The following is a 22,898-nucleotide window of genomic DNA, read 5'->3' as shown; positions in this document are numbered from 1 at the left end:
GCGACAGCACCGCCCGGGGTCAGCGGCGGGGGCAGGCGAACTCGCCGTGCGGGCCCCAGGTGGTCTTCACGTCGCCACCGTCGCGGCGGCCGCACTCCATGGCCACCACCGGCCCTTGGGGCGTGTCCCGGAGGATGAGGAACCTCTTGTCGGACGGCACGACGGTCACCGCGCCGGACGCGTTGCGGGGATCGCTCGGGTAGACGATCGTCCCCGTCGCGCCGCGCAGACCGGCGTCGCCGCCGACGCCGAAGGAGGACAGGACCTGCACCGAGCCCCGCCCGCACCCCGCCGCCTTGTTGAGCTGGCAGACGGTGTTGACTGCCGTGGCCATGGTCATGAGGGCGTCGTAGGCGAGCGGCCCGCGCCAGTGGTCGTACCAGGCGTCGTGGCCGTAGGCGGCGGAGTAGCGGGCGAGGTACTCCTTGCCCATCTCGTTCGGCGGCCGGCTGGGGAGCGCGTGCGCCGAGTAGTACAGGGTGACGCCGTCGAACGACAGCTGCTGCGCGCGCGTCACCGTGGTGGTGACGTCGGCACCGGCCAGCACGGTGAGGGCGCTCGGGCAGGCGTTCTTGCCCTTGACGGTCTGCAGGAAGTCGCGCAGCCGCTGGGCCCGTCCCGGCCAGAGGACCAGGGTGCGCCGCGGGTCCTTGGCGACGATCGCGCAGGTCTCGTCGGCCAGCGCCGACAGGCTGTACACCGTCTTGCCGCCGGGCTGGGGGCTCTTGTTCGACGGCGAGAACCACAGCTGGGCGCTCGGCCGGAACTCGGCGGCGAAGTCGTCGCTGAGGGTCTTGCTGTAGTCGTCGTCGGGATCGCCGAGGATGACGGCCGATGCGGCGGGGGCGCAGGTGCCGTCATCGGCGGGGATGACGCCGGCGTTCCTGACGAAGGCGGCGATGAGCCGGGCCTGTTCCGGATTGTCGTAGGAGACCTGGTGATAGAGCGGGTGCGACTGGAAGGTCTCCGAGGTGGCGCCGATGCCCAGCATGGGCAGGCCGCCGTCGCCGAGGATCCGCTGGGCCTCGATCGTCTCCTTCCGGCTCTCGCCCAGCCCGATCACGCCGAGCACCTTCCGGTCCGGCTGGGCGGCGATCCGGCGCGCCATCTCGGGCGCCTTCGCGTACCCGGCGCCGGCCTCCTCGACGTTCACCCGCACGAAGACGTTGCCGTCGTAGTTGCGCCGGCTGTGCGGGGTGGCCTCGGCCATGTCGTTCATCTTCCGCTGGGCCAGCAGGATCCCGCGCAGCTCGGGGAGCACGCCGTTGTACTCGGGATGCTCGAAGGTCGTGACACCGGAGCCGAGGTACACCACGGTCTTGACGGTGTACCCCTGTTTCTCCTTGGCCTCGACCCTGGCGTTCTCGGCCTCGATCCGCTGCTTGTCGGCGGCGTAGAGGCTCTGCGCCCCGGCGGCGTCCGGGACCGGGGCGGGCGGGCTCGCCGGGCCGGGCGCGGGCCGCGCGAGGCAGGAGGTGTCCGGCGGCCGGATCGGGGGCAGCCAGGGGATCGCGAGCACGGCCGCCAGCCCGACGGCGGCCAGGCCCTGCGCCACGGCCTCCGTCGCGGCGAGCGCGGGGCTGCCGAGCCGCACGGGGATCCTGCCCCGGCCCGCCAGGGCGGCGGCGTCGAGGCCGCCGGTCCCCTGGATGACGCCCTCCTCCGGATCGAGGGCCGCCTGGCCGTCGAGTGCGCTCGCCGCCCACCTGAGGTCCGGGCCCGGGGCCTGGGCGCCGGACTCCGGCGCGGCGATCACGACCGTGCGACGTACGCGGGTGTCCCGTACGGCGTCGGCGACGCGGTCGGTGAGCGCGGCGTCGCCGGTGACGAAGAGCACGAATCTGCTGCGGCGACGCCGCCGCCACGGTGACAGCCTGGGGGTGAAGGCGGCCTCCAGGTCGCACAGGAGCGCCCGGAGCAGGGCTCCCTCCTGTCTCTCCCGGTCGGGGCCCCACATGAGCCGGCCGGCTTCCGGGAAGAAGTCGGCCCTGTCATGCCCGATGTAGCCGGGGAACCAGCCGCGGGTCCGGCGGCGCCACGACCAGCGGAAGACTCCGCGGATCGCCCAGCCCGCCAGGATGAACAGCAGAACCTGGAAAAACAACGACAATCCGCCTACTTGGTTGGCACTCCGTACGAAATAGGCGAGATTTGGGTGAAGGTCGTGAAATGCCAGCTCTAGGGCGCCGGTTGCTCGTTCGCCATCCTTTATCGCGTTCAAGGCCCGATAACGGGGAAAACGTACGGTGCCCCAGCCGCGTGGCGTCGTGTTGCCCAGCTGGACGACGATCCCGCCCGGGCGGGTGGCCTCGTCGATCTCGGCGTGCGGGACGAGGGGCCGGTCGTCCGCCGTGCGCAGCCGGCGGGCGAGCGCCTTGACGACGACGCCGGGAGCGGCCGCCCGGGTGCCCTTGAAGATCCTCACGACGAGCGCCGGAGCGGCCCTGCGTGCCGTGACTCTTTCGTCGATCATCGAGGCGAACGCGTCGAAGTCGCCGTTCAGGGGAACCATGCACCCAGTATTGGGGGGCACGGGCAATTCGGCCCGCCCGCGATACGAAAGTGAAATCGAACGGTTCGCGGCTATCGGCTCTCGCGCAGGAGTGAATGCAATCCGGCGGTGTCGACGACGCGGGCCGTTCTCGGGAACACGCCGGTCATCAGCGTCCGGTGGAGGTGCCGGTCCGGGTCGGCGACCCCGTCCGACAGGACGTGCAGCCGGTAGTCGCGGTCGGCGGCGTCGGCGACGGTGGACAGGACGGCGCCGCCGGTGGTGAGCCCGGCGACGACCAGCGTGGTGATCCCGCGCTCGCGCAGCCGCCGGTCGAGGTCCGTCGTGGACAGCGCGCCGACCCGGGTCTTGCGGGCGACGAGGTCCCCGGGCTCGGGCGCGACCCGCGGGTGGAAGTGCGTGCCGGGGTCGTCGTGGTGCAGCAGGCGTCCGCGTCCGATGAGGGAGAACGTCGGGTTGGCGGCCGGGATCGCCGCCCAGTCGGCCTCGGTGAAGCCGAGCCGCACGTGGACGACGGCGGCGCCGTGCGCGCGCATGGCCGCGGCGGCGTCGGCCACCCGGGACAGCAGCGCCTCCTGCTCCTCCAGGCCGGGGAGCGAGGCGAGCACGCCCTGCTGGAGGTCCAGGACGAGCAGCGCGGACGTCCGGGGGTCGAGCTCGGGGGACGTGACGGTCATCGTTGTCTCCTTGGTGATGAGGGGATTCAGGCGTGGGGCGCGGGCACCGGCTCGGGAAGGGCCGCGGCGGCGCGCCGGGGAAGCAGCAGCGGGGTCGCCAGCACGAGCACGCCGGCCAGGCCGATGGCCGTACGGGGGCCGAGCAGGGCGCCCAGCACCCCCCACGCGGCCGTCAGCAGCGCGGTGGACGCCTTGGTGGTCACCGACCAGGCCGACAGCGTGCGGGTGATCCGGTCGTCCGGGGTGCGTTGGAGGCGGTAGGTGGCCGAGACGGGGTTGAAGACGCCGCAGCAGAGGATGAGCCCGAGTTCGACGCCCATCACCAGCAGCAGCCCTCCGGTGCCCGGCCCCACGAAGGCCAGCCCGACGGGCCACACCGCGCGCAGCGTCCCGGTCACGACCAGGACGCGGTGCTGCCCGAACCGGGTGACCAGCGGACGGGCCAGCCGCGCCCCGAGCAGCCCGCCGAGGGCGGGCACGGCGAAGGCGAGACCGTACTGCCACGAGGTGAACCCCAGCCGGCCGAGCATCAGCACGGCCAGCAGCGCGTCGGCGGCCATCAGCAGGCCGTTGAACAGGGCGGTGTTGAGGAACAGCGGGCGCAGCGCGGCGTCGGCGAGGATGTGCCGCCAGCCGTCGAGCAGGTCGCCGGCGCGCACGCGCGCGGGCTCCCGGCGTGCGGGGCGCGGCTCGCCGCCGCCCGCCGCGCGCACGCCCAGGGCCGACAGCAGGTAGCTGACGGCGTCGGCCACCACCGTCGCGACCGGGCCGAGGAGCGCGATGGCGGCGCCGCCCAGCGGCGGCCCGACGATCGTGGTCGTCCAGGTCGTGGACTCCAGGCGGGCGTTCGCGACGAGCAGGTGCTCGCCCGGCAGCAGCGTCTTGAGGTACGCCCCGGAGGCGGCGCGGAAGGTGATGTCGGCCGCCGCCACCACGACCGAGACCAGCAGCAGCTGGACGAAGGTGAGCACGCCGAGCGCGAACGCGGCGGGGATCGTCAGCAGCGCCGCGGACCGCACCAGGTCCGCCGCGATCAGCACGGGCCGCTTGCGGCGGAACTCCACCCACGGGCCGAGCGGCACCGCCACGGCCGCGCCCACCGCCGCGCCCACGGCCGACAGCGCCGCGACCTGCGCCGGCCCGGCGTCCAGCACCTGGACGGCGATCAGCGGGAACGCGCCGAAGGCGAGCCACGTGCCGAGCGCGCTGGTGCCGTACGCCGCCCACAACCATCCGAACCGGCGGCCCAACCGGTGCCCGTCCCTCATGTCCCCGACGCTCCTCGTCACTCGCCCGTACAACCGATACGCGATCGGGAGCATCCAATCGGGCCGGTGAGCAGGAGATCAAACAACCGGAAGACCCGATCCGCACAACCGATCGTTGTGTCCTTAAGGTGTGCGCATGGACCTCGACATCGTCCGGACCTTCGTCGCCGCCGCCGAGGCGGGGCAGTTCCAGGAGGCCGCCGCCGACCTGGCGGTCACCCAGCAGGCCGTCTCCAAGCGCATCGCCGCCCTGGAACGCGACCTCGGGGTGCGGCTGTTCACCCGCACCCCGCGCGGCACCACGCTCACCATCGACGGGCAGGCGTTCCTGCCGCACGCCCGCGAGCTGCTGCGGGTCGCCGAGCGGGCGGTCGCGTCCGTACGGGCGGGCAGCCGTCCGCTGCGGGTCGACGTGCTGGCCTCGCGCGGCGCGGGGTCGGGCCTGATGCGCGGCTTCCATCACGCCTACCCCGGCATCGACCTCGACGTGGTGATGTTGTCCGACATCGACGCGGCCGTCGCCGCCATCCGGTCCGGCACGATCGACGCCTCCTTCCGCGCCGTCGCCATGCCCGGCCGGCCCCTTCCCGACGACGTCGAGTCCGCCTGGGTCGTCGACGAGGCCCTCCAGCTCCTCGCCGGCCCCGCCCACGCGCTGGCCGACGCCCGTTCGGTGACCCTCGGCCGGCTCGCCGGACACCGGATCTGGATGCCCGGCCTCGCCCCCGGCACGGAGTGGACCGCCTTCTACGACGACCTGGTCGCCGAGTTCGGCCTCAGCATCGAGGCGACCGGCCCCAACTTCGGCTCCGACGTGCTCCTCGACACCATCGCCGACACCCCGGCCCTGGCCACGTTCATGGGCGACCGGACCCGGGTCGTCTGGCCCGCCGGGCACGGGCTGCGCCGCATCCCGGTGACCGGCCCCACGCCCGTCTACCCGCACTCGCTCCTGTGGCGCCGCGACAACCCGCACCCGGCGCTGGCCACCCTGCGCGCTTACCTCGCCGCCACGGCGGCCGAACGCCAGTCCGGGACGTGGGCCCCGGCCTGGGCACGGGCGGGGAACGGCCGCCGGGCGGGCTGACCGCCCCTTCGCCGGTCAGCCCTCCTGAGGGCCTTGGGTGACCCAGTAGTCCTGGAGCAGGGTGTTCTTGGGGCACCACTCCTCCGAGACGGACGTGCCGCCCACCATGGGCCCGGGGCGCTCCGGCTCGATCCCGCAGCGGATGTGGACCTGGTGCCAGTGCTGGTAGGTGCCGGCCGGGCAGACGGACCGCGCCCCGAACTGCTCGTACTTGATGACGCTGCCGCCGACTCGGTGGGTCTGCTCGGCCCGGCACGGCCCGTCGGCCGCCCGGAGGTGCGGCCCGGCGTGCGCCGGCCCGCCGGGCAGCGTCAGGGCGCCGGCGGCGAGGACGGCGGCTGTGAGTGCGCTGCGTGCGCGCATGATGGTCTCCTTCGGTCGGAATCGGCGGAAGCGGCCGACGCGCTCCGGGGCGCGTCGGGCGTGCCCGCCCGGCCACGTCCGGTGGACGACAGCGAAGCCGCCCCGGCGCGGTGTCCAACAGCACCTCGGCCGGACTCGGCCGGACCCGTCCGGTGTGGGACGCCGCATCGGCGGCTCTGAGGCCCGCCTGCGCCCCGATAGGGTCGGCCGGGCATCTCCGGACAGAAGGACTCCCTCTGGTGAATCTGGGCATCGTCGGGCAGGCCGCGGGGCTGTTCGCCGTCACCAACATCGACGACATCCTGATCCTGGCGTTGTTCTTCGCCCAGGGCGCGGGCCGGCGGGGTGTCGCCGTCCGGATCGTGGCGGGCCAGTACCTGGGCTTCCTCGCGCTCGTGGCGGTGGCCGTGGCGGCGGGCTTCGGGGCGACCTTCCTTCCCGGGTCGCTGATCCCGTACCTGGGGCTGCTCCCCCTCGCCCTGGGCGTCAAGGCCGCCTGGCAGGCGTGGCGGAACCGCCGCGACGGCGACGACGGCGACCCGGACGCCGACCCGCCCGGCGGCCCGGGGACGCTGGAGGTCGCCGCGGTCACCTTCGCCAACGGCGGCGACAACATCGGCGTGTACGTGCCGGTCTTCGCCACCGCCGGACCGGGCGGCACCGGCGGGTACGTCGCCGTGTTCCTCGTCCTGGTCGGCGTGTGGTGCGCGGCCGGACGGCTCTTCGCCACCCGTCCCCTGGTCGCCCGCGCCCTGAGCCGGTGGGGGCACGTCCTGCTGCCCGTGGTCCTGATCGGCCTGGGCCTGCTCATCCTCGTCGAGGGCGGCGCCTTCGGCCTGTAGGTCCGGGAAGTTCGGCGCGGCTCCGAACCAAGGGCCGGGCGGGGGCGTCCAACAAGATCACGGCATCGGAAGGGGGCCCGGATGATGATCTGCTCGGGCGGCGTCTCGGGGGCGCGGGCATGGTGAGGCGCGGACGCGCCCGTCCGGCGCCGCGGGTCGACGTGGCCCGCCTGCCCGAGGACGTCGTCGCGCTCGTCGACGCCCTGGAACCCGGCGAGAGCCTGGTACTCACGCGTGACGGCGCGTCGATCGCGACGATCTCCAGCACCGTCGACGTGGTCCAGGGCGCCGTCGTCGGCCGCGGGGCGCCGGACGAGCCCGGCGATCCGCCGCCGGCCGGCCACGACAGTGTGACGGTCGTGGCCACCGCGATGGAGCTGTCGAACGCCGCCCGGGTCGCGCTGTCCGACCGGCTCGGGGCCGACTACGTGGTGCTCGACATGCACGCCGCCCCGGCGACGGCCGACGTGCTGCTGGTGCCCGCCGGCAGCCCGCAGCTGATCGCCGGGCTCCGGGCGATGTTCCCGAAGGCCCGCGTGGTCGTCACCGAGATCGAGGACCCGGAGCTCGGCGTCCGGTACCACGGCCCGGTCCGGCGGCTGCTCGACGCCGGCGCGGACGCGTACCTGCCTCCGGCGACCGTCCCGCTGCTGGCCAGGCAGCTCGGCCAGGTCCTGGACCAGGGGCGCGAGCTCACCGGCGAGGCCACGGCACCGCTGCAGATCGCTGCGGCCCCAGCGGACGGCGACCCGGAGGAGCAGGTCTAGCCGGGCGGCGGCTGGGACGGCGGGCCGAACAGGGTGGCGGTGTCGACGGTGGCGACGTCGCCCGAGCCCGTGCGCCTGGGTTCGCCGTCGGCGCCGATGAGCGGCAGGCGGTCCGGGAGCCTGCTCGGGTCGACCGCGCCCGTGTCGGTGATCCAGGACGGGCGCGGCGGCTGCGCCGGTGGCGTCCTGGCCTGGAGGCCGTACCTGGCGGTGATCCACACGTTGCCCGACGGCAGGGAGCCGCCGTTCCAGCCGTCGTCCCAGACGTATCCGAAGGTCTGCGTCGCGTACCAGGCGGTGCCGCAGGGGGCGGGGTTGGACCCTTCGCCGCTCCACATGTACCAGTCGGCGTGAAAAGTGGTGTTGGGGGTGTAGTGCCAGCCGGAGTCCAGGTCCGGGCAGGCGCCCCAGACCTGGTGGGTCAGGTCGTAGACGAGCACGACTTGACGTATCGCGAGATGACCGGCGGGCACGGCCTGCCAACGGCCGCACGGGATGCCGTCCCTCGGCCCGTAGACGTTCGCCGCGGACGTCTGGTAGGAGCCGCCGTTGCTGCTGGAGAGGTCGAGCATCTCGGCGTAGACCAGGACGCACAGGGAGTCAGAACGGTAGACCCAGTCCTCGTTGCGGGCCTGGTTGCCGATGGCGTGGGCCGGGGTCGTCGAGGTGGCCGCGAGCAGGAGGGCAGCGGCGGCGGCGCACAGGCCGCGGCGGGCCCGCCGGCCTGTCGTGCCGGGTGTCCGGGGGTGTCTTCGCATGTCGTTCTCCTCAGCGGCGGGCGCGGGCCGTTCGCTGCCATGGTCGGGGCGCGCCGGGGTGGGCACAATCTCTTCGGCCGGGCACCGAAGAGCTCCCCCGTCAACCGGACGATTGCTTGAAATCGATCATCAAGGGACGATTGGCGCATGCGTCTGAACTTCCAGGTGGGCGACCTCGCGGCCACCCGGTTCGTGGTCTCGCCCCTGACCCACGCGATCTTCGCGGCCTTCAGCGTCCACCATCCCGAACTGACCGAGAAGGGCTCGATCTGGCGGGACATCGCCAGGACCGTGCCGCGCCGGACGTTGCCGCTGCTCGACATCCTCAACCGCGGCGCCTCCCGCGTCACCCTGCATGAGGGACTGGTCACCTCCGAGGTGGCCCCGCCGATCGAGACCGCCGCGCTCTCCGACGAGCTGGACGCGCTCGCCGCCCTGGACACCCCGCCCGAGGAGCGCGAGTTCGGCGGCGACCTGTGGCGCTTCAGCGGGGTGCCGGGACGGCCCGACCTCGACATGGACCCGGCGCGGTTCCGCCGGGCCCTGGCCGACAGCATGTACGTGCTCTTCCACCGGTTCCTCGCCCCGGAATGGCCCGGCATGCGCCGCAGGCTCGAAACCCGCCTGGCCGCCTACCAGGAGACGGTCGCGCGGATCGGGCTCGGCTCCGCGCTCAGCACCCTCAGCCCGCGGCTGTCCTGGGACGGCGGCGGCATGGTCGTCGCGGGCGGGCCGCCGATCACGGTCGATCTCGGCGGACGCGGCCTGCTGCTGCATCCGATCTCCGGCGCCTCGCCCCGCTACCTGGGCATCGCGACCACCTTGGACCGGCGCAGCTCGGTGCTCACGGTCCCGATGCCCGACGGCGGCCGCCAGGTGCTGCCGTCACCGGCCTTCGACACGCTCGCCGCGCTGGTCGGGCGGGCGCGGGCGCGGGTGATGCGGGCCGTCGGCGGACACGGCTGCCGGACGGACGAACTGGCCGGACGGCTCAGGGTCAGCGCCTCCACCGCCTCCGAGCACGTCACCGTGCTGCGCAACGCCGGGCTGATCGCCACCCGCCGCAACGGCCAGGCCGTCCACCACCACCTGACCTCACTCGGCGCCCGCCTGCTGGAGGCCAACGGCTGACCCGGTGCGGACGGGCTCACCCGCTCCCGGGGGCGGGCAGCCGACGCGGCGGTACTTGCCGGGAGGCATGCCGTACTGGCGTTTGAAGGCGTTGGCGAAGGCGAACTCCGAGCCGTAGCCGACCGCGGCGGCGACCGTGCTCAGCGCGGCGTCGGAGTCGCGCAGCATGCGCGCGGCCGTGCTCAGCCGCCACCAGGTCAGGTAGGTCAGCGGCGGCCGGCCGACGAACTGGGTGAACCGGCGGGAGAACGCCGCGCGCGACAGCCGGGCGCGGCGGCCGAGCGACTCGACCGTCCAGGGGTGGGCGGGGTCGCGGTGGATGCCGTCGAGCGCGGCGCCGACGGCCGGGTCGGCCAGCGCGGCGGCCCAGTTGCCCGCCTCGCAGTGGTCGGCCGAGGCGTCGAACCAGGCCCGCAGGATGTACAGCAGCAGCATGTCCAGCAGCGCCCGGACCACCAGGTCGGCGCCCGGCCGCGGGTCGTCGATCTCCTTGCCGAGCAGCTCGACGGCGGCGCGCAGGTCGGTGTTGCGCCCCAGCCCGGTGGGCAGGTGGATCAGCTCGGGCAGCCCGCCGAGCAGCGGATGCGCCCGGCCGGCGTCGAGCCGGTAGCCGCCGCAGAGCGTCACGGTGACGGGCCCGGCGCCTTCCATCGAGGCCGAGGCGAACAGCTCGGCCGGGGCGAAGGGGTCGCAGTCGGGCTCCGGGAGGGGACGGTCGGGCGAGTCGGCCAGCCCGTAGCCGTGGCCGTGGGGGAAGAACAGCACGTCGCCCGTGCCGACCGGGAACGGCTCGCCCTCCGGCGGGACGGCCCAGCACGAGCCGCGCAGCACGACCTGGAACCCCGCCGACCCGGGCACCGACGGGAAGCGCTGCCCCCACGGCGCCGACCACTCGACCCGCGCCGAGCGCGGCACGCCGATGCGCATGGAGGCGACCACGTCGCTCAGTACGTCCATGGCCGGAGTCTAGTGCGGAAGACGATCACGTATGAAACAAGCACGCAGACTCATTGGACGCCTCGCGCCCGGCCCCTAGGGTTGACGGCATGACAAGAGTCCTGGTCAGCGGGGCGACCGGCACGATCGGCCGTCCGCTGGTGCAGCAGTTGACGGAGGCGGGCGCCGGCGTCCGCGCGGTGACGAGGGAGCTGACCGACCCGGTCGCGCTCGCGTCGGCCCTCGACGGGGTGGACGCGGTGTTCCTGCTGTGGCCGTTCGCCTCGGCGGAGGGGGCCCGCGAGGTGCTGGAGCTGATCGGCGCCCGGCGCGTGGTCTACCTGTCCTCGGCCGCCGCGCGTGCGCACGAGGTCGAGATCGAGCGCCTGATCGCCGGGACCGCCCGGGAGTGGACGGTGCTGCGCCCGCACGCGTTCGCGGCCAACGCCCTGCGGTGGGCCGGGCAGGTCCGGGCAGGCGTCGTGCGGCAGCCGTCCGGCGAGGCGGTCTTCTCCCCCGTCCACGAGCGGGACGTCGCGGCCGTCGCGGTGCGCGCGCTGCTCGACGGAGGGCACCACGGCGCGGTGTACACGCTGACCGGGCCGCGGCCGCTGACCGAGCCGGGCCCGTCCACCCGGGCCGTGGAGGAGGTCACCGGAGTGCCCGCGAGCGACTTCGGGACGTGGGCGAGCGAGCACGCCGCGGACTTCCTGGGCACCATGCGGGCCGCCCGCCTGCACGAGTACGGCGACGCCTCGGTGATCAGGGTGGAGGAGGCGCCGGTGCCGCGGCCCGGCCCCGGCGAGGTGCTCATCGAGGTGGCCGCCACGTCGTTCAACCCCTCGGAGGTGGGGCTGCGCGCGGGCCTGCTGCGGGAGGTGTTCGGCGGCGCCCTGCCGCACACGCTCGGCTGGGACGTCGCGGGCACCGTGCTCACCGGGGCGGGCGACCTCGTCCCCGGGGACCGGGTGATCGGGCTCATCGACGGCGCGGCGGCCGAGTACGCGGTCGCCAGGGCGGACGTGCTGGCCAGGGCGCCGCGGCGGATCCCGCTGACGGCCGCGGCGGCCGTGCCGGTGGCCGGGCTCACCGCCTGGCAGGCGGTCTTCGAGCACGCCCGCATCGGCCCCGGCAGCCGGGTGCTGATCAACGGCGCGGGCGGCGGCGTCGGGCTGTTCGCCGTGCAGCTGGCCAGGCACGCGGGCGCGTACGTGGTGGCCACCGCCGGGCCGCGCAGCGCCGCCGCCGTCCGGGCGCTGGGCGCGGACGAGGTCGTGGACTACACCGCCGGCCCCCTGCCGGGCGGCAACGACGTGCTGATCAACCTGGTGGCCGACGTGCCCGACTCGGTGACGGAGCTGGCCGCGGAGTTCGTCTCGATCACCCGGCCGATCGAGCATCCGCGCGCCGTCCACTTCGTGGCCCGCAACGACCCGGGGCAGCTCGCCGAGCTCGTGGCGCTGATCGACGCGGGCGTGGTGGACGTCGAGGCGGCCGTCCGCCCGCTGGAGGCGCTGGCGGACGTGCACCGGGAGGCCGAGCGCGGTCTCGTCCGCGGCAAGATCACGCTGACGACGGGCGGCTGATCACGCCCGTTCCTCCGGTCACCGGCCCGGGGCTCAGGTCCGGGAGGCGTCCCCGGAGAGGAAGTCGCGGACGAGGCGGTCGTAACGGGCGCGGTCGACGTTCCACGCCTCCGTGTGCTCGCCCCGCTCGAACGGCTCGAACCGGATCTCCCACCCCAGCTGCCTGCCCGCGGCCACGAGCCCGTACGCCTCCTGGATCGGGTGCTCGGCGTCGGGCACGGTGTGGATCAGCAGGAGCGGCGGCCGGACCCGCGGCGGACGCCGGATCAGGCTGAGCCGGTCCGCATCGACCCCGGTACGCCACCGGACGACCTGGTTCGACAGCCCGGCCAGGAAGCCGGGCAGGTGGTGGTTCCTGACGCCCTGTTCGGCGGTCATGCCGACGTCGATCATGGGAGCGTCCATGACGACCCGGTCGACCAGGGCCGCCAGCGGCGACCGGGCCAGGAACTGGCCGACGATCTGGCCGCCCATCGAGGTGCCGTACAGGACGAACCGCCGCGCTCCCATGGTTTGCGCGTGGCGCAGGGCGGCCTCCAGGTCGCGCCACTCCGAGTCGCCCAGGTGCAGCAGCCCGTCGGGGGAGGCGGGCGCGCCCTGGTCGTTGCGGTAGCTGATGTCCAGGAAGGGCAGCCGCAGCCCGTGCACGACGGGCAGGACCTTCAGCTCCGCCTTGCGCCGCCCGTTCTGGCCGTGGACGGCGACGACCCAGGTGTCGCCCTCGCCGGGCACGTACCAGGCCGGCGCGGGCCCCAGCTCGGTGGGCACCATGATCTCGGTGTAGCCGATCCCCCAGGCCACCTCGGGATCGCCGGGCGGCACGTTGCCGAACCAGCCGGGCGTGCCGACCGAGGGGACGTGGCCGCGCAGCACCTTGCGCGTCACCCGGTCGGCGACGCCGGGGACGACCTCGCCGAGCATGGCGTACGAGCCGGTCCACTCCAGCCAGTACGTGCCCGGCTTGCCGGTCTCGGGTGTGCGCGTGAGCGTCACCAGGTCGCCCCGCACGGCCAGGACCTCGGTGTTGGCCGCGCCGTGGCGGACGACGCCGACCGACTGCTCGCTGCCGAACCAGGCCCCGGCCCCCGCCGCCCCGGCCAGGACGACGACCGCCAGACCCGCGATCCACAGCCGCCTCTTCTTCAGTGCTCGCATGTATACAGAGTAAACTATCGGCGTTTACGGCGTATACATCATCGGCTCAGGCGGTTCCGGCCAGGAGGTCCGAGAGCCGGTGCAGCCCGCGCGAGATGCGGGCCTTGACGGTGCCGATGGGCACGCGCAGGTGCTCGGCGATCTCCCGCTGGGTCAGGTCGGCGAAGTAGGCCAGTTCGATGGCCTGCCGCTGGGCGTCCGACAGTTCGGCGAGCGCCCGGTCGATCTGGTCGCGGTCGCCGAGCGCGTCGGGCGCCGGCCGGGCACGTCCCGGCAGATCGCCCGCCTCCTGCAGCGGCACGGTCTGCAACCGCCGCACCCGCAGATGGTCGACGGCGCGGCGGTGGGCGATGGCGAAGACCCACGCGGCCTGGCTGCGCCCGGGGTCGTAGCGCCCGCGCGAGCGCCAGACGTCGGCGAAGACGACCTGCAGCAGGTCCTCCACCTCCTCGGCGGGTACGAACCGGCGCAGGTAGGAGCGCACGGAGGGAGCGTGCGTGCGGTAGCACTCGCCGAGCGCGTCCTCGTCACTGGTGTCCATGCGCCTGCCCCTCACCGCAAAAACCTATTCAAAACTTATTCATACCGAGGCACGGCGGGCGGTCACAAGCTCATCGGGGGAAAGGGCGGCTCAAATCAGGGTCGACATGACGCATGCGACGGCGTCGGGCAGCGTCGCCACCCGGACGACGCCCTCGGGGACCGGGCCCTGCCAGCCGCGCCCGCCGATGACGATCCGGCAGGCCGGACGCACCTGGGGCAGGGCGGCCAGAGGCGCGGTGTCACCGGTCTCCGCCCGCTGCGACCAGACGAACACGGCCGCGGGCCCGAGCCGCCGCATCGCGTGCGCCAGCGCCGGGTAGGGGGTGCGGGCGCCGAGCACGCGGGTCTGCACGCCGCGTTCGGCGAGCGCGGCGGCCAGGGCGTGCACCGCAAGGCTGTGCTGCTCCTCCTCGGCGCAGGCCAGCAGCACCGGCCGGTCCGACCGCGGCGGCACGTCGCCGGCGAGCCGGTGCAGCGCCGCCTGGAGGTGGCCGGACAGCAGGTGCTCGGCGTCGATGCCGGACCCGGTCGCGTCCTGACCCCGGCAGACGGCGTCGAGCGCGGGCAGGAAGAGGTGCTCCCACGTCCACACCACGCCCTGCGCGGCCAGCGTCTCCTCGACCAGGGCGGCGACGGCTCTGCCGTCGAGCATGACCGCGGCGCGGGCCAGCGCCGCGACGACCTGCCGCGGCGCGGGCCGCCCGCCGGGCGGCTGCGGCGTCCGCCGGCCGCCGGAGGGGACGGCCGCCGTCCGCGCGCCGGACGGCGGCGCGGCGGGGGTGTCGGGCAGCCCGAGGGCGAGCCTGGCCGCCTCGGCCGGCACCAGGCCGGTGGCGATCAGGCGTTTCATCTCGGCCAGCCGCCGCACGTCGGCGGCGCCGTAGCGGCGGTGGCCCCCGGGGCTGCGGCGGCTGGGGCCCAGGCCGTAGCGCAGGTTCCAGGTGCGCAGCGTCGGCGCGGGGATGCCGAGGCGCCGGGAGACGGCTCCGATGCCGAATCCCGCGTCCTCCTCGCTGACCGGTGTGTCCTCGTCCATGGTGTTCCCGCTGCCGCTCGACGTGTCCGACTATCTTTTCGCGCTTGCGGGGTCCTTGGGCGCATGGCTGGGCGCGTCCGGCTTGATCCCGTTGTCCGGTGGCGTGCAACCGGGCGCGCTCCTGGCACGAATTCTGTTCATAGCGACAGAAGGAGCTGCGTGCATGGACACGGTGACCTCGCAGGCCGGGCACGTGTGTGGGACGGCCGCCCGATGAGCCCGGTGGTCGTCGTCGGGGCCGGGCTGGGCGGGCTGGCCGCGGCCGTCCACCTGGCGGCCGCCGGTCGTCAGGTCACCGTGGTCGAGGCGCTCGACGAGCCCGGCGGCTGCTGCGGCACCGCCCGCCTCGGGCCGTTCCGCTTCGACACCGGCCCCTCGGTGCTGACCATGCCGGGCGTGCTCGCCGAGGTGTTCGGCGCGGCCGGGCAGGAGCTGCGGCACTGGCTGCCGTTGCGCCGCCTGGACCCGTCGTACCGGATGATCTTCGACGACGGGTCGCGGCTGGACGTCCTGCCCGAGCGCGAGGCGATGGCCGAGCAGGTGCGGACCGTGTGCGGGCCCGCCGAGGCGGCGCGCTACGAGCGTTACCGCGCGCTGCTCGACGAGCTGTTCCGGGTGGAGTGGCCGGCGTTCATCGACGCGGACATGAGCCGGCTGCGCGCCCTGGCCCGGCCGGCCGCGCTGCTCCGGCTGGCCCGGCTGGGCGGCTTCCGGCGGCTGGACCGCCTGGCCGCCCGGCACCTGCGCGACCCCCGGCTGATCAAGGCCCACACCTTCCAGTCCCTGTACGTGGGGCTGGCGCCGCAGCGTGCGCTCGGCATCTACGCCGTCATCGCCCACATGGACACCGTCGGCGGCGTGTACTTCCCGCAGCGCGGCGGCATGCACGCCATCCCCTCGGCCATGGCGGCCCTGCTGGCGAAGCTGGGCGGCGACCTCCGCTACGGCGCCCGCGCCGACAGGGTCGAGACGGACTCCGACGGCGTCACCGGGGTGCTGCTGGCGGGCGGCGAGCGGCTCGCGGCGCGGCAGGTGGTCGTGGCCTGCGACCGCCTGGCCGCCCGGCGGCTGCTGCCCGGCCCGGCGGCGGACTGGCGGTTGCGCCGCCCCCACCACTCCCCCTCCTGCCTGGTGCTGCACGTCGGCCTGGACCGTCCCCTGGACGGCCAGGCCCACCACACCCTGCATTTCGGACGGGCCTGGCGGGAGACCTTCACGGCGCTGGCGGCGGGCCGTCCGCAACCCGATCCCAGCCTGCTGATCACCCATCCCGAGCCGGACGGCGAGGCCGCGCCGCCCGGACAGGCCACGCTCAGCGTCCTGGAACCCGCGCCCAACCTGCGGACCGCCGACTGGGACCGGTTGCGGCCTGAGCTGGAGACGCGGCTGCTCGGCCGCCTGGCCGCGCTCGGCCACGGCGACCTGTCCGGCGCGCCCCGGCTGGTGCTCGACCCGCCCGCGTGGGCGGCGCGCGGGCACAGCGCGGGCACCCCGTTCGCGCTGGACCACCGCTTCACCCAGACGGCGTGGCTGCGGCCCTCGGCCGTCGCCCGGCGGGTGCCGGGACTGCACTTCGCCGGCATGTACACCGCGCCCGGCGTCGGGATCCCTCCGGTGCTGATCTCCGGCCGGCTCGCCGCCGAACGCATTCTGAAGGAGGCCCGTTGACGCTCACCGCCAGCTACGAACGCTGCCGACAACTCCACGCCCGCTACGGCCGCTCCTACTACCTGGCCACCCGCCTGCTGCCCCAGTGGAAACGCCGGCACGTGCACGCCCTGTACGGCTTCGCCCGCTACGCCGACGAGATCGTCGACTCCTTCACCATGACCGGCGACCGCGCCCGCGCGCTCGACGATCTGGCCGCCAAGGTCGAGGCCGGGCTGGCCGGGGCGGCGACCGGCGATCCGATGCTGCCCGCGTTCCTGCACACCGTGCACTCCTTCGGCATCGACCACGGCGACGTCCGCGCCTTCCTCGCCTCGATGCGCGCCGACCTGTCGGTGCGGCGGTACGCGACCTACGACGACCTGCTGGGGTACATGTCGGGATCGGCCGCCGCGATCGGCACGATGATGCTGCCGGTGCTGGAGCCGGCGCCCGGCCACGAGGAGGCGGCCCGCGAGCCGGCCCGCCAGCTCGGCCTGGCCTTCCAGCTCACCAACTTCCTGCGCGACGTCGCCGAGGACTTCGCCCGCGGCCGGGTCTACCTGCCGATGGAGGACCTGGACAAGTTCGGCGTCGTGCCCGGCATGCTGGGCGAGCGGCGGACCCGGCGGGCGGTGCGCGACCTGCTGGCCTTCGAGGCCGGGCGGGCCCGCGAGCACTACCGGGCCGCCGACGAGGGCGTCGGCCTGCTCGTCGCCTCCTCGCGGCCGTGCGTGCGGGCCGCCTTCGAGCTGTACGGCGGCATCCTCGCCGAGATCGAGCGGCGTGGCTTCGACGTCCTGGCCGGGCGGGTGCGGGTACCGCGCCGCCGCAAGGCCGCCGTCTTCGCCCGGCACCTGCTGGCCTCCGCCGGGTCGGGCCGGGCCGAGCGGCGCGTCCGCGTGGAGCTGCCGTGACCGGCGCGGCCCCCGTGGTCCTGGACGCGATGGGCGGCGACCACGGCCCCGCCGAGGTGGTCGCGGGGGCGGTGCTGGCCTGCCGCGAGCACGGCGTGCCCGTCGTCCTCGTCGGCCCCGCGCCGCGGCTGGCCGAGGAGCTGCGGCGGCACGGCGCCGCGGACGAGGTCGCGGTGGCCCACGCCGAGGACGCCGTGCCCATGACCGAGCGCGGGGCGGGCGCGACCGCGCTGGCCGCCTCCAGCCTAGCGATCGGCTGCGACCTGGTCGGACGGGGCGAGGGCGGCGCGCTGGTGTCGGCCGGTTCCACCGGCGCGGTGGTCGCCTGCGCGGTGCGCGGCATCGGCCGGGCGACCGGCGTGCTGCGGCCCGCGCTGGCCGTGGCGCTCCCGTCGCTGCCGGGCGGGGCGAGCGTGCTGGTGGACGCCGGTGCGATCACCGATCCGCGCCCCGCCATGCTGGCCCAGTTCGCGCTGCTCGGCGTGGGGTACGCGCGGGCCGTGCTGGGCGTGGCCGACCCGGTGGTGGGCCTGCTGTCGATCGCGGCGGAGCCGGGCAAGGGCAACCGGCTGGCCCGCCAGGCCGAAGAGCTGCTGAGCGAGCTGCCGGTGCGCTTCCACGGCCCCGTCGAGGGGCACGACGTCCTGGCCGGCACGGTGGACGTGATCGTCACCGACGGCTTCACCGGCAACGTCGTGCTCAAGAACGTCGAAGGCTGCGTGCGCACGGCGCTCACCATGGTGGCCGACGCCGGCATCGCCCCACCCGACCGGCTGGCCGAGGTGGCGCGCCGCTACGACCCGCAGACGCACGGCGGCGCCGTCCTGCTCGGCCTGCGCGGCACCGTCGTCGTCGCGCACGGCTCCTCGCGGGCGGCCACGATCGCCCGCGCCTGCGTGGTGGCCCACACGCTGGCGGGACGGGACCCGGCGGCCGGGATCGCGGCGAGCACTGTCACGGCGAGCGCTGTCACGGCGGCGGGATGAGGGGGTCAGCCCAGCGGGTCGCGCCCGTCCCAGCGGCCCTCGCTGGCATAGGGGACGAAGCGGGCGAACAGCTCTTCGGCGTACCAGTCGCGGGCCCGTACCCGCTCGACGACCCGCCGGTGGGCCTGGCCCCGGTAGGCGAAGTCCCGTACGGCCCGCCGGTCCCGCCACAGCGAGAAGGTGGCCTGCCGGGCGAGCGGCCACTCCCCCATGCCGACCGAGGCCAGGCAGCCGTCCTGCCGCCGCAGCAGCTCCTCGACCGGCGGGACCGACCGGTAGAAGGCGACCAGCCGGCCGGGCCGGATGGACGCCCTGGTGAGCACCGCCACCGGGCCGGGCCCGCCGTCGTCGCGGGCCGGCACGCCGCCGAACGGGTCCCGGCCGCCCCACGCGCCGCGCGAGGCGAGCGGGGCCAGCCGGGTCTGCCAGTACTCCGCGGACTCCGTCCGCCAGCGGGCGGCGATCGGCGAGTCGCGCAGGAACTCCGCCAGGTCGCCCTCCCGCCGCCAGACGGCGAACAGCGCCCAGCGCCGCAGGTCGGCGCCCAGCGACATCGAGCGTCCCCTGCCGGTGCCGAGCAGCCGCCAGAAGATCGGGCCGCCGGGACGGCGCAGCAGCGGCCGGTCGAAGGCCATGTGCTTCATCGCCCCCCTGCCGCCGTACCGGACGAGGTGGAAGGACGCGATGGTTGAGGTGCTCGTGTCGGTCGTCATCGGCTACCTGCTGGGGTCGGTGCCGGTCGCGGTCCTGACGGCGCGGGCGCACGGCGTCGATCCGCGCGACGTCGGGGACCGCAACCCGGGGTACTGGAACGTCAAGGAGCAGCTCGGGCGGTGGGCGGGCGTGCCGGTGTTCGCCGGCGACACGCTGAAGGGCGCTCTGGCCGCCCTGGTCGCGCTGGTGATCGGCGGCGGCCACACCGCCGCCTTCGGCGTGGTGTCGGGGGCGAGCGTGGCGCCGGTGTACCTGGCGGTGGCGGCGGCCATGGCGGGGCACGCGTGGCCGCTGTTCGCCGGCTTCCGGGGCGGCCGGTGCGTGCTCACCTTCGCCGGCGGGGTCGCGGTCATCTGCCCGCCGGCGTTCGGGCTGGCCGTGGCGGCGCTGGCGCTGGTGGCGCTGGCGACGCGGTCGTTCGCGGCGGGCGCGCGCCTGGCGGTGTTCGGGGTGCCGCTGCTGCAGCTGCTGTTCATGCCGGCCGAGCTGGTGGCGGCCACCGGGGGGCTGATGTGCCTCATCGGGCTGCGTTTCGGGCAGGCCGCGCTGGCCGGCCGCCGCCGCTCGTCCCACCGCTGACGCCGCCGCCGACCCCGCCATTGACGTCGCCGTAGGTGCGGCCGCGCCAGCTGCGCACCGGCCGGACGGTGGCCTGCGTCAGGCGGAACGCGGTGGCCGGGTCCAGCAGCGGCGACAGCAGCAGCCCCGCCCCGGGCCGCCGGTAGCTGCCCCGCAACGCGGCCGTCAGTGACGCCCGCAGCCCCAGCAGCGCCAGGTCCAGGCCGGTCGGGCGGCCCGCGGCCAGCCGCAGCACGGGCAGCGCCGCCGTCAGCCAGATGACCGCCAGGTCGGCCGCCTGCCGGCCGGGGCCGGTCACGTCGGCCAGCGGCAGCGAACGGCCCCACTCCCGCCACAACTCGCCCGCCGAGTCGTGCATGTCGACCTCCAGCAGGCCGCCGGCGTCCAGGAAGCCCACCGACCAGCCCCGCGCGGCCAGGCGGCGGGCCAGCGCCACGTCGTCGGTCATCCGGTCGTGCACGAGCGCGAAGCCGTCCGCCTCGGTCATCCGGGACCGCCGGAAGGCCATGCACTGGCCGTTGGCGATCACCCGGTGCGGCGGCGGCGGGGTCGGCGGGCCGACGGGGCCGAAGCGGTAGACCAGCGTCGCCAGCATCGAGGCGTGCAGGGCCTGCTCCAGCGCGCCGTCGCAGACGAAGCGCGGGCCGGCGCTGACCAGGTCGTAGCGGTCCAGGGCCGCGGCCAGCGCCCCGAACAGGCCCGGCGCGGGCCGGACGTCGGCGTCCAGCGTGACCACCACGCCGGCGCGGGCGGCGGCCACCCCCTGCCGCAGCGCCCACTGCTTGCCGACCCAGCCGGGCGGCAGCGGATCGGCCGTGACGACGGTGGCGCCCAGCGACGCCGCCAGCTTCGCCGTGCCGTCCCGGGAGCCGTCGTCCACGACGATCACCTCGCGGACGCCGGGGGCCGCCAGCGCGGCGCGCAGGCACGGGCCGATCCTGGCCTCCTCGTCACGGGCGGGGATCACCACGGAGACCGGCTCGCCCGCGACCGGACGGGGCCGCAGCGCGGGCAGCCGCCGCCGTCCCCGCGCGAGCCGGGCCGCCACGACGGCCGCCGCCACGCCCTGCGCGACGGTCAGCGCCCTCATCGCGGACCGCCCGCGAGGTCCTGCGACACCAGGCCGGCCACGATGCGGGCGCCCAGCGTCACCATGGGCAGGCCGCCGCCGGGGTGGGCCGAGCCGCCCACCAGGTACAGCCCGCGTCTCGGCCCCCGGTTGCCCGGCCGGGCGAAGGACGCCAGCCTGCCCCGGTAGGCGCTGCCGTAGATCGCGCCTCCCCAGGAGCCGTACCGGTCCCGCAGGTCGGCGGGGGTGAAGACGTCGACGAAGCGCAACCGGCCGGCCAGGTCGCAACCCCGCCCGGCCAGCCGCTCCAGCACCAGGTCCCGGTACGCCTCGACCCCGATCCCCCACCGGGCCGGATCCCGGGCGGGCACGTTGACCAGCATCGTCCAGTTCTCCGCCCCGCCCGGGGCCTGGGAGGCGTCGTCCACCGCCGAGCAGCCGACGTACACCGTCGGGTCGAGGGGCGGACGGCCCCGGTCGAAGATGTCGGCGAACTCGCGCTCGTAGTCGGCCGAGAACAGCACGGAATGGTGCGGCAGCCCCGGCGTGCGGCCCTCCACCCCGGCCAGCAGCAGGAAGGCCGAGGAGGAGGTGCCGAGCCGGGCGATCCGGCGCAGCCGCCGCCGGTCCGGCGACAGGCGGCCGTACAGGGCGGCGGCGTCGGTGCCGGCCACCACGACGTCGGCCCGCACCCTGCGCCCGCTCGCCAGCCGTATCCCGGTGACCCTGGACGCGTCGGCCTCTACGGCGGCGACGGGCTCGGACAGGAAGATCTCCACCCCGGCCGCCTTCAGCAGCAGCGCCAGGTCGTCGGCCAGCCGGGCCAGACCGCCGGGCGCGTACCAGACGCCCTCCCCGTGCTCCAGCGCCGGGACGCAGCCCAGCGCCGCCGGCGCCCGGTACGGGCTCGACCCGGCGTACGTGGCGTAGCGGCCGACGTACTGGCGGAGGCGGGGGTCGCGGAAGTGGCGCCGGGCCAGCCCGGCCAGGGTGCGGGCGGGGGCCACCGCGGTCAGGTCCGACAGCCGCGGTCTCCCCTGCCGCCGGATCGGCGGCCCGGCGAACACGGTCCGCTCGGCCGCCCGCAGGCAGCCCTGCGCCCACTGGTGGAAGGCCGTCCAGGCCCGGCCCTCGCCCGGCGCCAGCCGCTCCACCTCGGCGGCCATGCGCGCCGGGTCGCGGTGGGCGTCCAGGACCGTGCCGTCGGCGAAGCGGTACCGGCACAGCAGGGCGGGCTCGACCAGCTCGCGCCCCAGCCCGAGGTCGCGCAGCACCCGGGGCATGGTGAGCAGCGAGGGGCCGAGGGAGAAGGTGAAACCGTCGCGGCGATGCTCGGCCAGCTTGCCGCCCAGCCGCGGCAACTGCTCGTACAGCCGCACCTCGTGGCCCTGGCGGGCCAGCAGCAGCGCGCACGCCATGCCGCCCATGCCGCCGCCGATCACCGTCACCTCGGCCATGACCGCCTCCAGGCCGGCGCGGCGAACGCGCCCATCGTGATCCCTCCGGCGGCGGCGACCAGCAGGTCCGGCGGCCGGAACACCGCCGCGAAGCCCACCGTCTCCATCACCGCCATGACCGTGTAGAGCGCCAGCAGCCCGCGCGCCGGGGCGGCGGCCCGGACGATCCCCCCGACGACCACCATGACCAGCGCCGACACCAGCAGCCAGCCGGCGAAGTTGCTCAGCGGCACGCCGCGGTAGAAGCCCTCCCGCGCCCACGTCCACAGGCCGAGCCGGACCATCTGGGGGTCGAGGAACAGGTCCCACGCCGTCAGCGCGCCCGCGCCCGCGCACACCCGGGCCACCCCGCCGGACGGCACGACCGCGACCGCCACCGCGTGGGCCGCCAGCCCCATGCCGCCCCACGCCAGCACCACCACCACGGGGACCCCGGCCACCTGCGGCCACAGCGCGTCGCTGTAGCTGTAGGCGCCGAACGGGAACCCGGTCAGCAGCCCCGCCAGCTCGGCCGCGTACCCGGTGAGCGCCGCGCCGGCGAAGGCGGCCGCCGCCCTGGCCGTGCCCCAGGCGTCCGCGGCGAAGGCCAGGGCGCACGCCGCCAGCAGCACGACGATCACCCCGGTGAGCCGCTCGGGCCGCGCGGCCAGCCCGGACGCCACCTGGCAGCCCATCATGGCCAGCACCGACAGCACGCCGAGCGCGCGGGCCGGCCGCGGCGCCGACCTCAGGGCCCCTCCTGTGACCTGCCGGTCTGGTGTGCGTTCCACATACCTGTGTTTCGCACGTGCCGTCCCCGGGGTTGCACGGGCCGCGAGCCGGCACGGGACGAAGAGGATCTTTGTCGCGTTCCCCGCACACGACGGGC

The 22,898-nt window shown here is 75.3% G+C and carries 22 protein-coding genes; 9 read left to right on the top strand and 13 right to left on the bottom strand.

Annotated features, from left to right (window positions below):
* Positions 1 to 19 precede the first annotated feature (19 nt).
* The 3 genes from ABT158_RS18645 to ABT158_RS18635 form a co-directional block, all read right to left on the bottom strand.
* Positions 20 to 2,512: a type 1 periplasmic-binding domain-containing protein gene (locus ABT158_RS18645; protein ID WP_352354778.1), complete on the bottom strand. Its 2,493-nt coding sequence runs from the start codon at positions 2,510 to 2,512 to the stop codon at positions 20 to 22.
* 71 nt (positions 2,513 to 2,583) lie between these two features.
* Positions 2,584 to 3,189 carry a cysteine hydrolase family protein gene (locus tag ABT158_RS18640; RefSeq protein WP_352354776.1) on the bottom strand — a complete coding sequence of 202 codons (606 nt, stop codon included), beginning with the start codon at positions 3,187 to 3,189 and terminating at the stop codon, positions 2,584 to 2,586.
* 26 nt (positions 3,190 to 3,215) lie between these two features.
* On the bottom strand, positions 3,216 to 4,457 hold the full coding sequence (locus ABT158_RS18635; RefSeq protein WP_352354774.1) for an MFS transporter: 1,242 nt from the start codon (positions 4,455 to 4,457) through the stop codon (positions 3,216 to 3,218).
* 136 nt (positions 4,458 to 4,593) lie between these two features.
* Between ABT158_RS18635 and ABT158_RS18630 the strand changes: the two genes are divergently transcribed.
* A complete protein-coding gene (locus tag ABT158_RS18630) occupies positions 4,594 to 5,544 on the top strand; it encodes a LysR family transcriptional regulator (RefSeq protein ID WP_352354772.1) in 951 nt (316 codons plus the stop codon).
* Between the two features lie 15 nt (positions 5,545 to 5,559).
* On the opposite strand, the gene ABT158_RS18625 is transcribed toward ABT158_RS18630, so the two are convergent.
* Positions 5,560 to 5,907, bottom strand: coding sequence for a hypothetical protein (locus ABT158_RS18625; RefSeq protein ID WP_352354770.1), 348 nt, complete (start codon positions 5,905 to 5,907; stop codon positions 5,560 to 5,562).
* Between the two features lie 239 nt (positions 5,908 to 6,146).
* Here ABT158_RS18625 and ABT158_RS18620 point away from each other — a divergent pair, with 239 nt between their 5' ends.
* Both ABT158_RS18620 and ABT158_RS18615 read left to right on the top strand, forming a co-directional pair.
* Complete coding sequence (locus tag ABT158_RS18620; RefSeq protein ID WP_352354768.1) at positions 6,147 to 6,749, top strand: cadmium resistance transporter; 603 nt, start codon at positions 6,147 to 6,149, stop codon at positions 6,747 to 6,749.
* Between the two features lie 119 nt (positions 6,750 to 6,868).
* On the top strand, positions 6,869 to 7,516 hold the full coding sequence (locus ABT158_RS18615) for a hypothetical protein (RefSeq protein WP_352354766.1): 648 nt from the start codon (positions 6,869 to 6,871) through the stop codon (positions 7,514 to 7,516).
* Here the strand turns inward: ABT158_RS18615 and ABT158_RS18610 are convergent.
* Positions 7,513 to 8,274 carry a hypothetical protein gene (locus ABT158_RS18610; RefSeq protein ID WP_352354764.1) on the bottom strand — a complete coding sequence of 254 codons (762 nt, stop codon included), beginning with the start codon at positions 8,272 to 8,274 and terminating at the stop codon, positions 7,513 to 7,515. The two genes, ABT158_RS18615 and ABT158_RS18610, sit on opposite strands and share 4 nt — an antisense overlap.
* A 147-nt stretch (positions 8,275 to 8,421) precedes the next feature.
* Here ABT158_RS18610 and ABT158_RS18605 point away from each other — a divergent pair, with 147 nt between their 5' ends.
* On the top strand, positions 8,422 to 9,405 hold the full coding sequence (locus ABT158_RS18605; protein WP_352354762.1) for an ArsR/SmtB family transcription factor: 984 nt from the start codon (positions 8,422 to 8,424) through the stop codon (positions 9,403 to 9,405).
* Here the strand turns inward: ABT158_RS18605 and ABT158_RS18600 are convergent.
* Positions 9,370 to 10,362: an AraC family transcriptional regulator gene (locus tag ABT158_RS18600; RefSeq protein ID WP_352354760.1), complete on the bottom strand. Its 993-nt coding sequence runs from the start codon at positions 10,360 to 10,362 to the stop codon at positions 9,370 to 9,372. The genes ABT158_RS18605 and ABT158_RS18600 overlap by 36 nt on opposite strands.
* 89 nt (positions 10,363 to 10,451) lie before the next feature.
* On the opposite strand from ABT158_RS18600, the gene ABT158_RS18595 reads away from it, so the two are divergent.
* Positions 10,452 to 11,927 carry an alcohol dehydrogenase catalytic domain-containing protein gene (locus tag ABT158_RS18595; protein ID WP_352354758.1) on the top strand — a complete coding sequence of 492 codons (1,476 nt, stop codon included), beginning with the start codon at positions 10,452 to 10,454 and terminating at the stop codon, positions 11,925 to 11,927.
* 33 nt (positions 11,928 to 11,960) lie between these two features.
* Here ABT158_RS18595 and ABT158_RS18590 read toward each other — a convergent pair whose 3' ends face one another.
* From ABT158_RS18590 to ABT158_RS18580, 3 genes are all read right to left on the bottom strand, one after another.
* Complete coding sequence (locus tag ABT158_RS18590) at positions 11,961 to 13,082, bottom strand: alpha/beta hydrolase family protein (RefSeq protein WP_352354756.1); 1,122 nt, start codon at positions 13,080 to 13,082, stop codon at positions 11,961 to 11,963.
* Between the two features lie 46 nt (positions 13,083 to 13,128).
* Entirely contained in the window at positions 13,129 to 13,623 is a 495-nt protein-coding gene (locus tag ABT158_RS18585; RefSeq protein WP_352354754.1) for an RNA polymerase sigma factor, read from the bottom strand.
* 90 nt (positions 13,624 to 13,713) lie between these two features.
* Complete coding sequence (locus tag ABT158_RS18580; RefSeq protein ID WP_352354752.1) at positions 13,714 to 14,661, bottom strand: MerR family transcriptional regulator; 948 nt, start codon at positions 14,659 to 14,661, stop codon at positions 13,714 to 13,716.
* Positions 14,662 to 14,820: 159 nt separating this feature from the next.
* Here ABT158_RS18580 and ABT158_RS18575 point away from each other — a divergent pair, with 159 nt between their 5' ends.
* Genes ABT158_RS18575 through ABT158_RS18565 form a run of 3 tightly spaced genes read left to right on the top strand, consistent with a single transcriptional unit; the run spans position 14,821 to position 18,211 of the window.
* Positions 14,821 to 16,329 (top strand): phytoene desaturase family protein, encoded by a 1,509-nt coding sequence (locus tag ABT158_RS18575; RefSeq protein ID WP_352354750.1) that lies wholly within the window; start codon positions 14,821 to 14,823, stop codon positions 16,327 to 16,329.
* Entirely contained in the window at positions 16,326 to 17,225 is a 900-nt protein-coding gene (locus ABT158_RS18570; RefSeq protein ID WP_352354748.1) for a phytoene/squalene synthase family protein, read from the top strand. The genes ABT158_RS18575 and ABT158_RS18570 overlap by 4 nt, the downstream gene beginning before the upstream one ends.
* Positions 17,222 to 18,211, top strand: coding sequence for a phosphate acyltransferase (locus ABT158_RS18565; protein ID WP_352354746.1), 990 nt, complete (start codon positions 17,222 to 17,224; stop codon positions 18,209 to 18,211). Before ABT158_RS18570 ends, ABT158_RS18565 begins: the two co-directional genes overlap by 4 nt.
* A gap of 5 nt (positions 18,212 to 18,216) precedes the next feature.
* On the opposite strand, the gene ABT158_RS18560 is transcribed toward ABT158_RS18565, so the two are convergent.
* Positions 18,217 to 18,924, bottom strand: coding sequence for a spheroidene monooxygenase (locus ABT158_RS18560; RefSeq protein WP_352354744.1), 708 nt, complete (start codon positions 18,922 to 18,924; stop codon positions 18,217 to 18,219).
* Between ABT158_RS18560 and ABT158_RS18555 the strand changes: the two genes are divergently transcribed.
* Positions 18,896 to 19,504: a glycerol-3-phosphate acyltransferase gene (locus ABT158_RS18555; RefSeq protein WP_352354742.1), complete on the top strand. Its 609-nt coding sequence runs from the start codon at positions 18,896 to 18,898 to the stop codon at positions 19,502 to 19,504. The two genes, ABT158_RS18560 and ABT158_RS18555, sit on opposite strands and share 29 nt — an antisense overlap.
* Here the strand turns inward: ABT158_RS18555 and ABT158_RS18550 are convergent.
* The 3 genes from ABT158_RS18550 to ABT158_RS18540 are packed head-to-tail and all read right to left on the bottom strand — an operon-like array spanning position 19,443 to position 22,800.
* Positions 19,443 to 20,594, bottom strand: a complete 1,152-nt coding sequence (locus tag ABT158_RS18550; protein ID WP_352354740.1) for a glycosyltransferase family 2 protein — start codon at positions 20,592 to 20,594, stop codon at positions 19,443 to 19,445. The two genes, ABT158_RS18555 and ABT158_RS18550, sit on opposite strands and share 62 nt — an antisense overlap.
* Entirely contained in the window at positions 20,591 to 22,030 is a 1,440-nt protein-coding gene (locus tag ABT158_RS18545; protein ID WP_352354738.1) for a phytoene desaturase family protein, read from the bottom strand. Before ABT158_RS18545 ends, ABT158_RS18550 begins: the two co-directional genes overlap by 4 nt.
* Positions 22,018 to 22,800 (bottom strand): carotenoid biosynthesis protein, encoded by a 783-nt coding sequence (locus tag ABT158_RS18540; RefSeq protein ID WP_352354736.1) that lies wholly within the window; start codon positions 22,798 to 22,800, stop codon positions 22,018 to 22,020. The genes ABT158_RS18545 and ABT158_RS18540 overlap by 13 nt, the downstream gene beginning before the upstream one ends.
* Between the last annotated feature and the right edge of the window lie 98 nt (positions 22,801 to 22,898).

Origin of the sequence: Nonomuraea sp. NPDC001636 (assembly GCF_040298265.1) — a bacterium.
GTDB lineage: Bacteria > Actinomycetota > Actinomycetes > Streptosporangiales > Streptosporangiaceae > Nonomuraea.
Note: the sequence above shows the minus strand (reverse complement) of the source record. Positions and strands in the feature narration are given on the sequence as shown.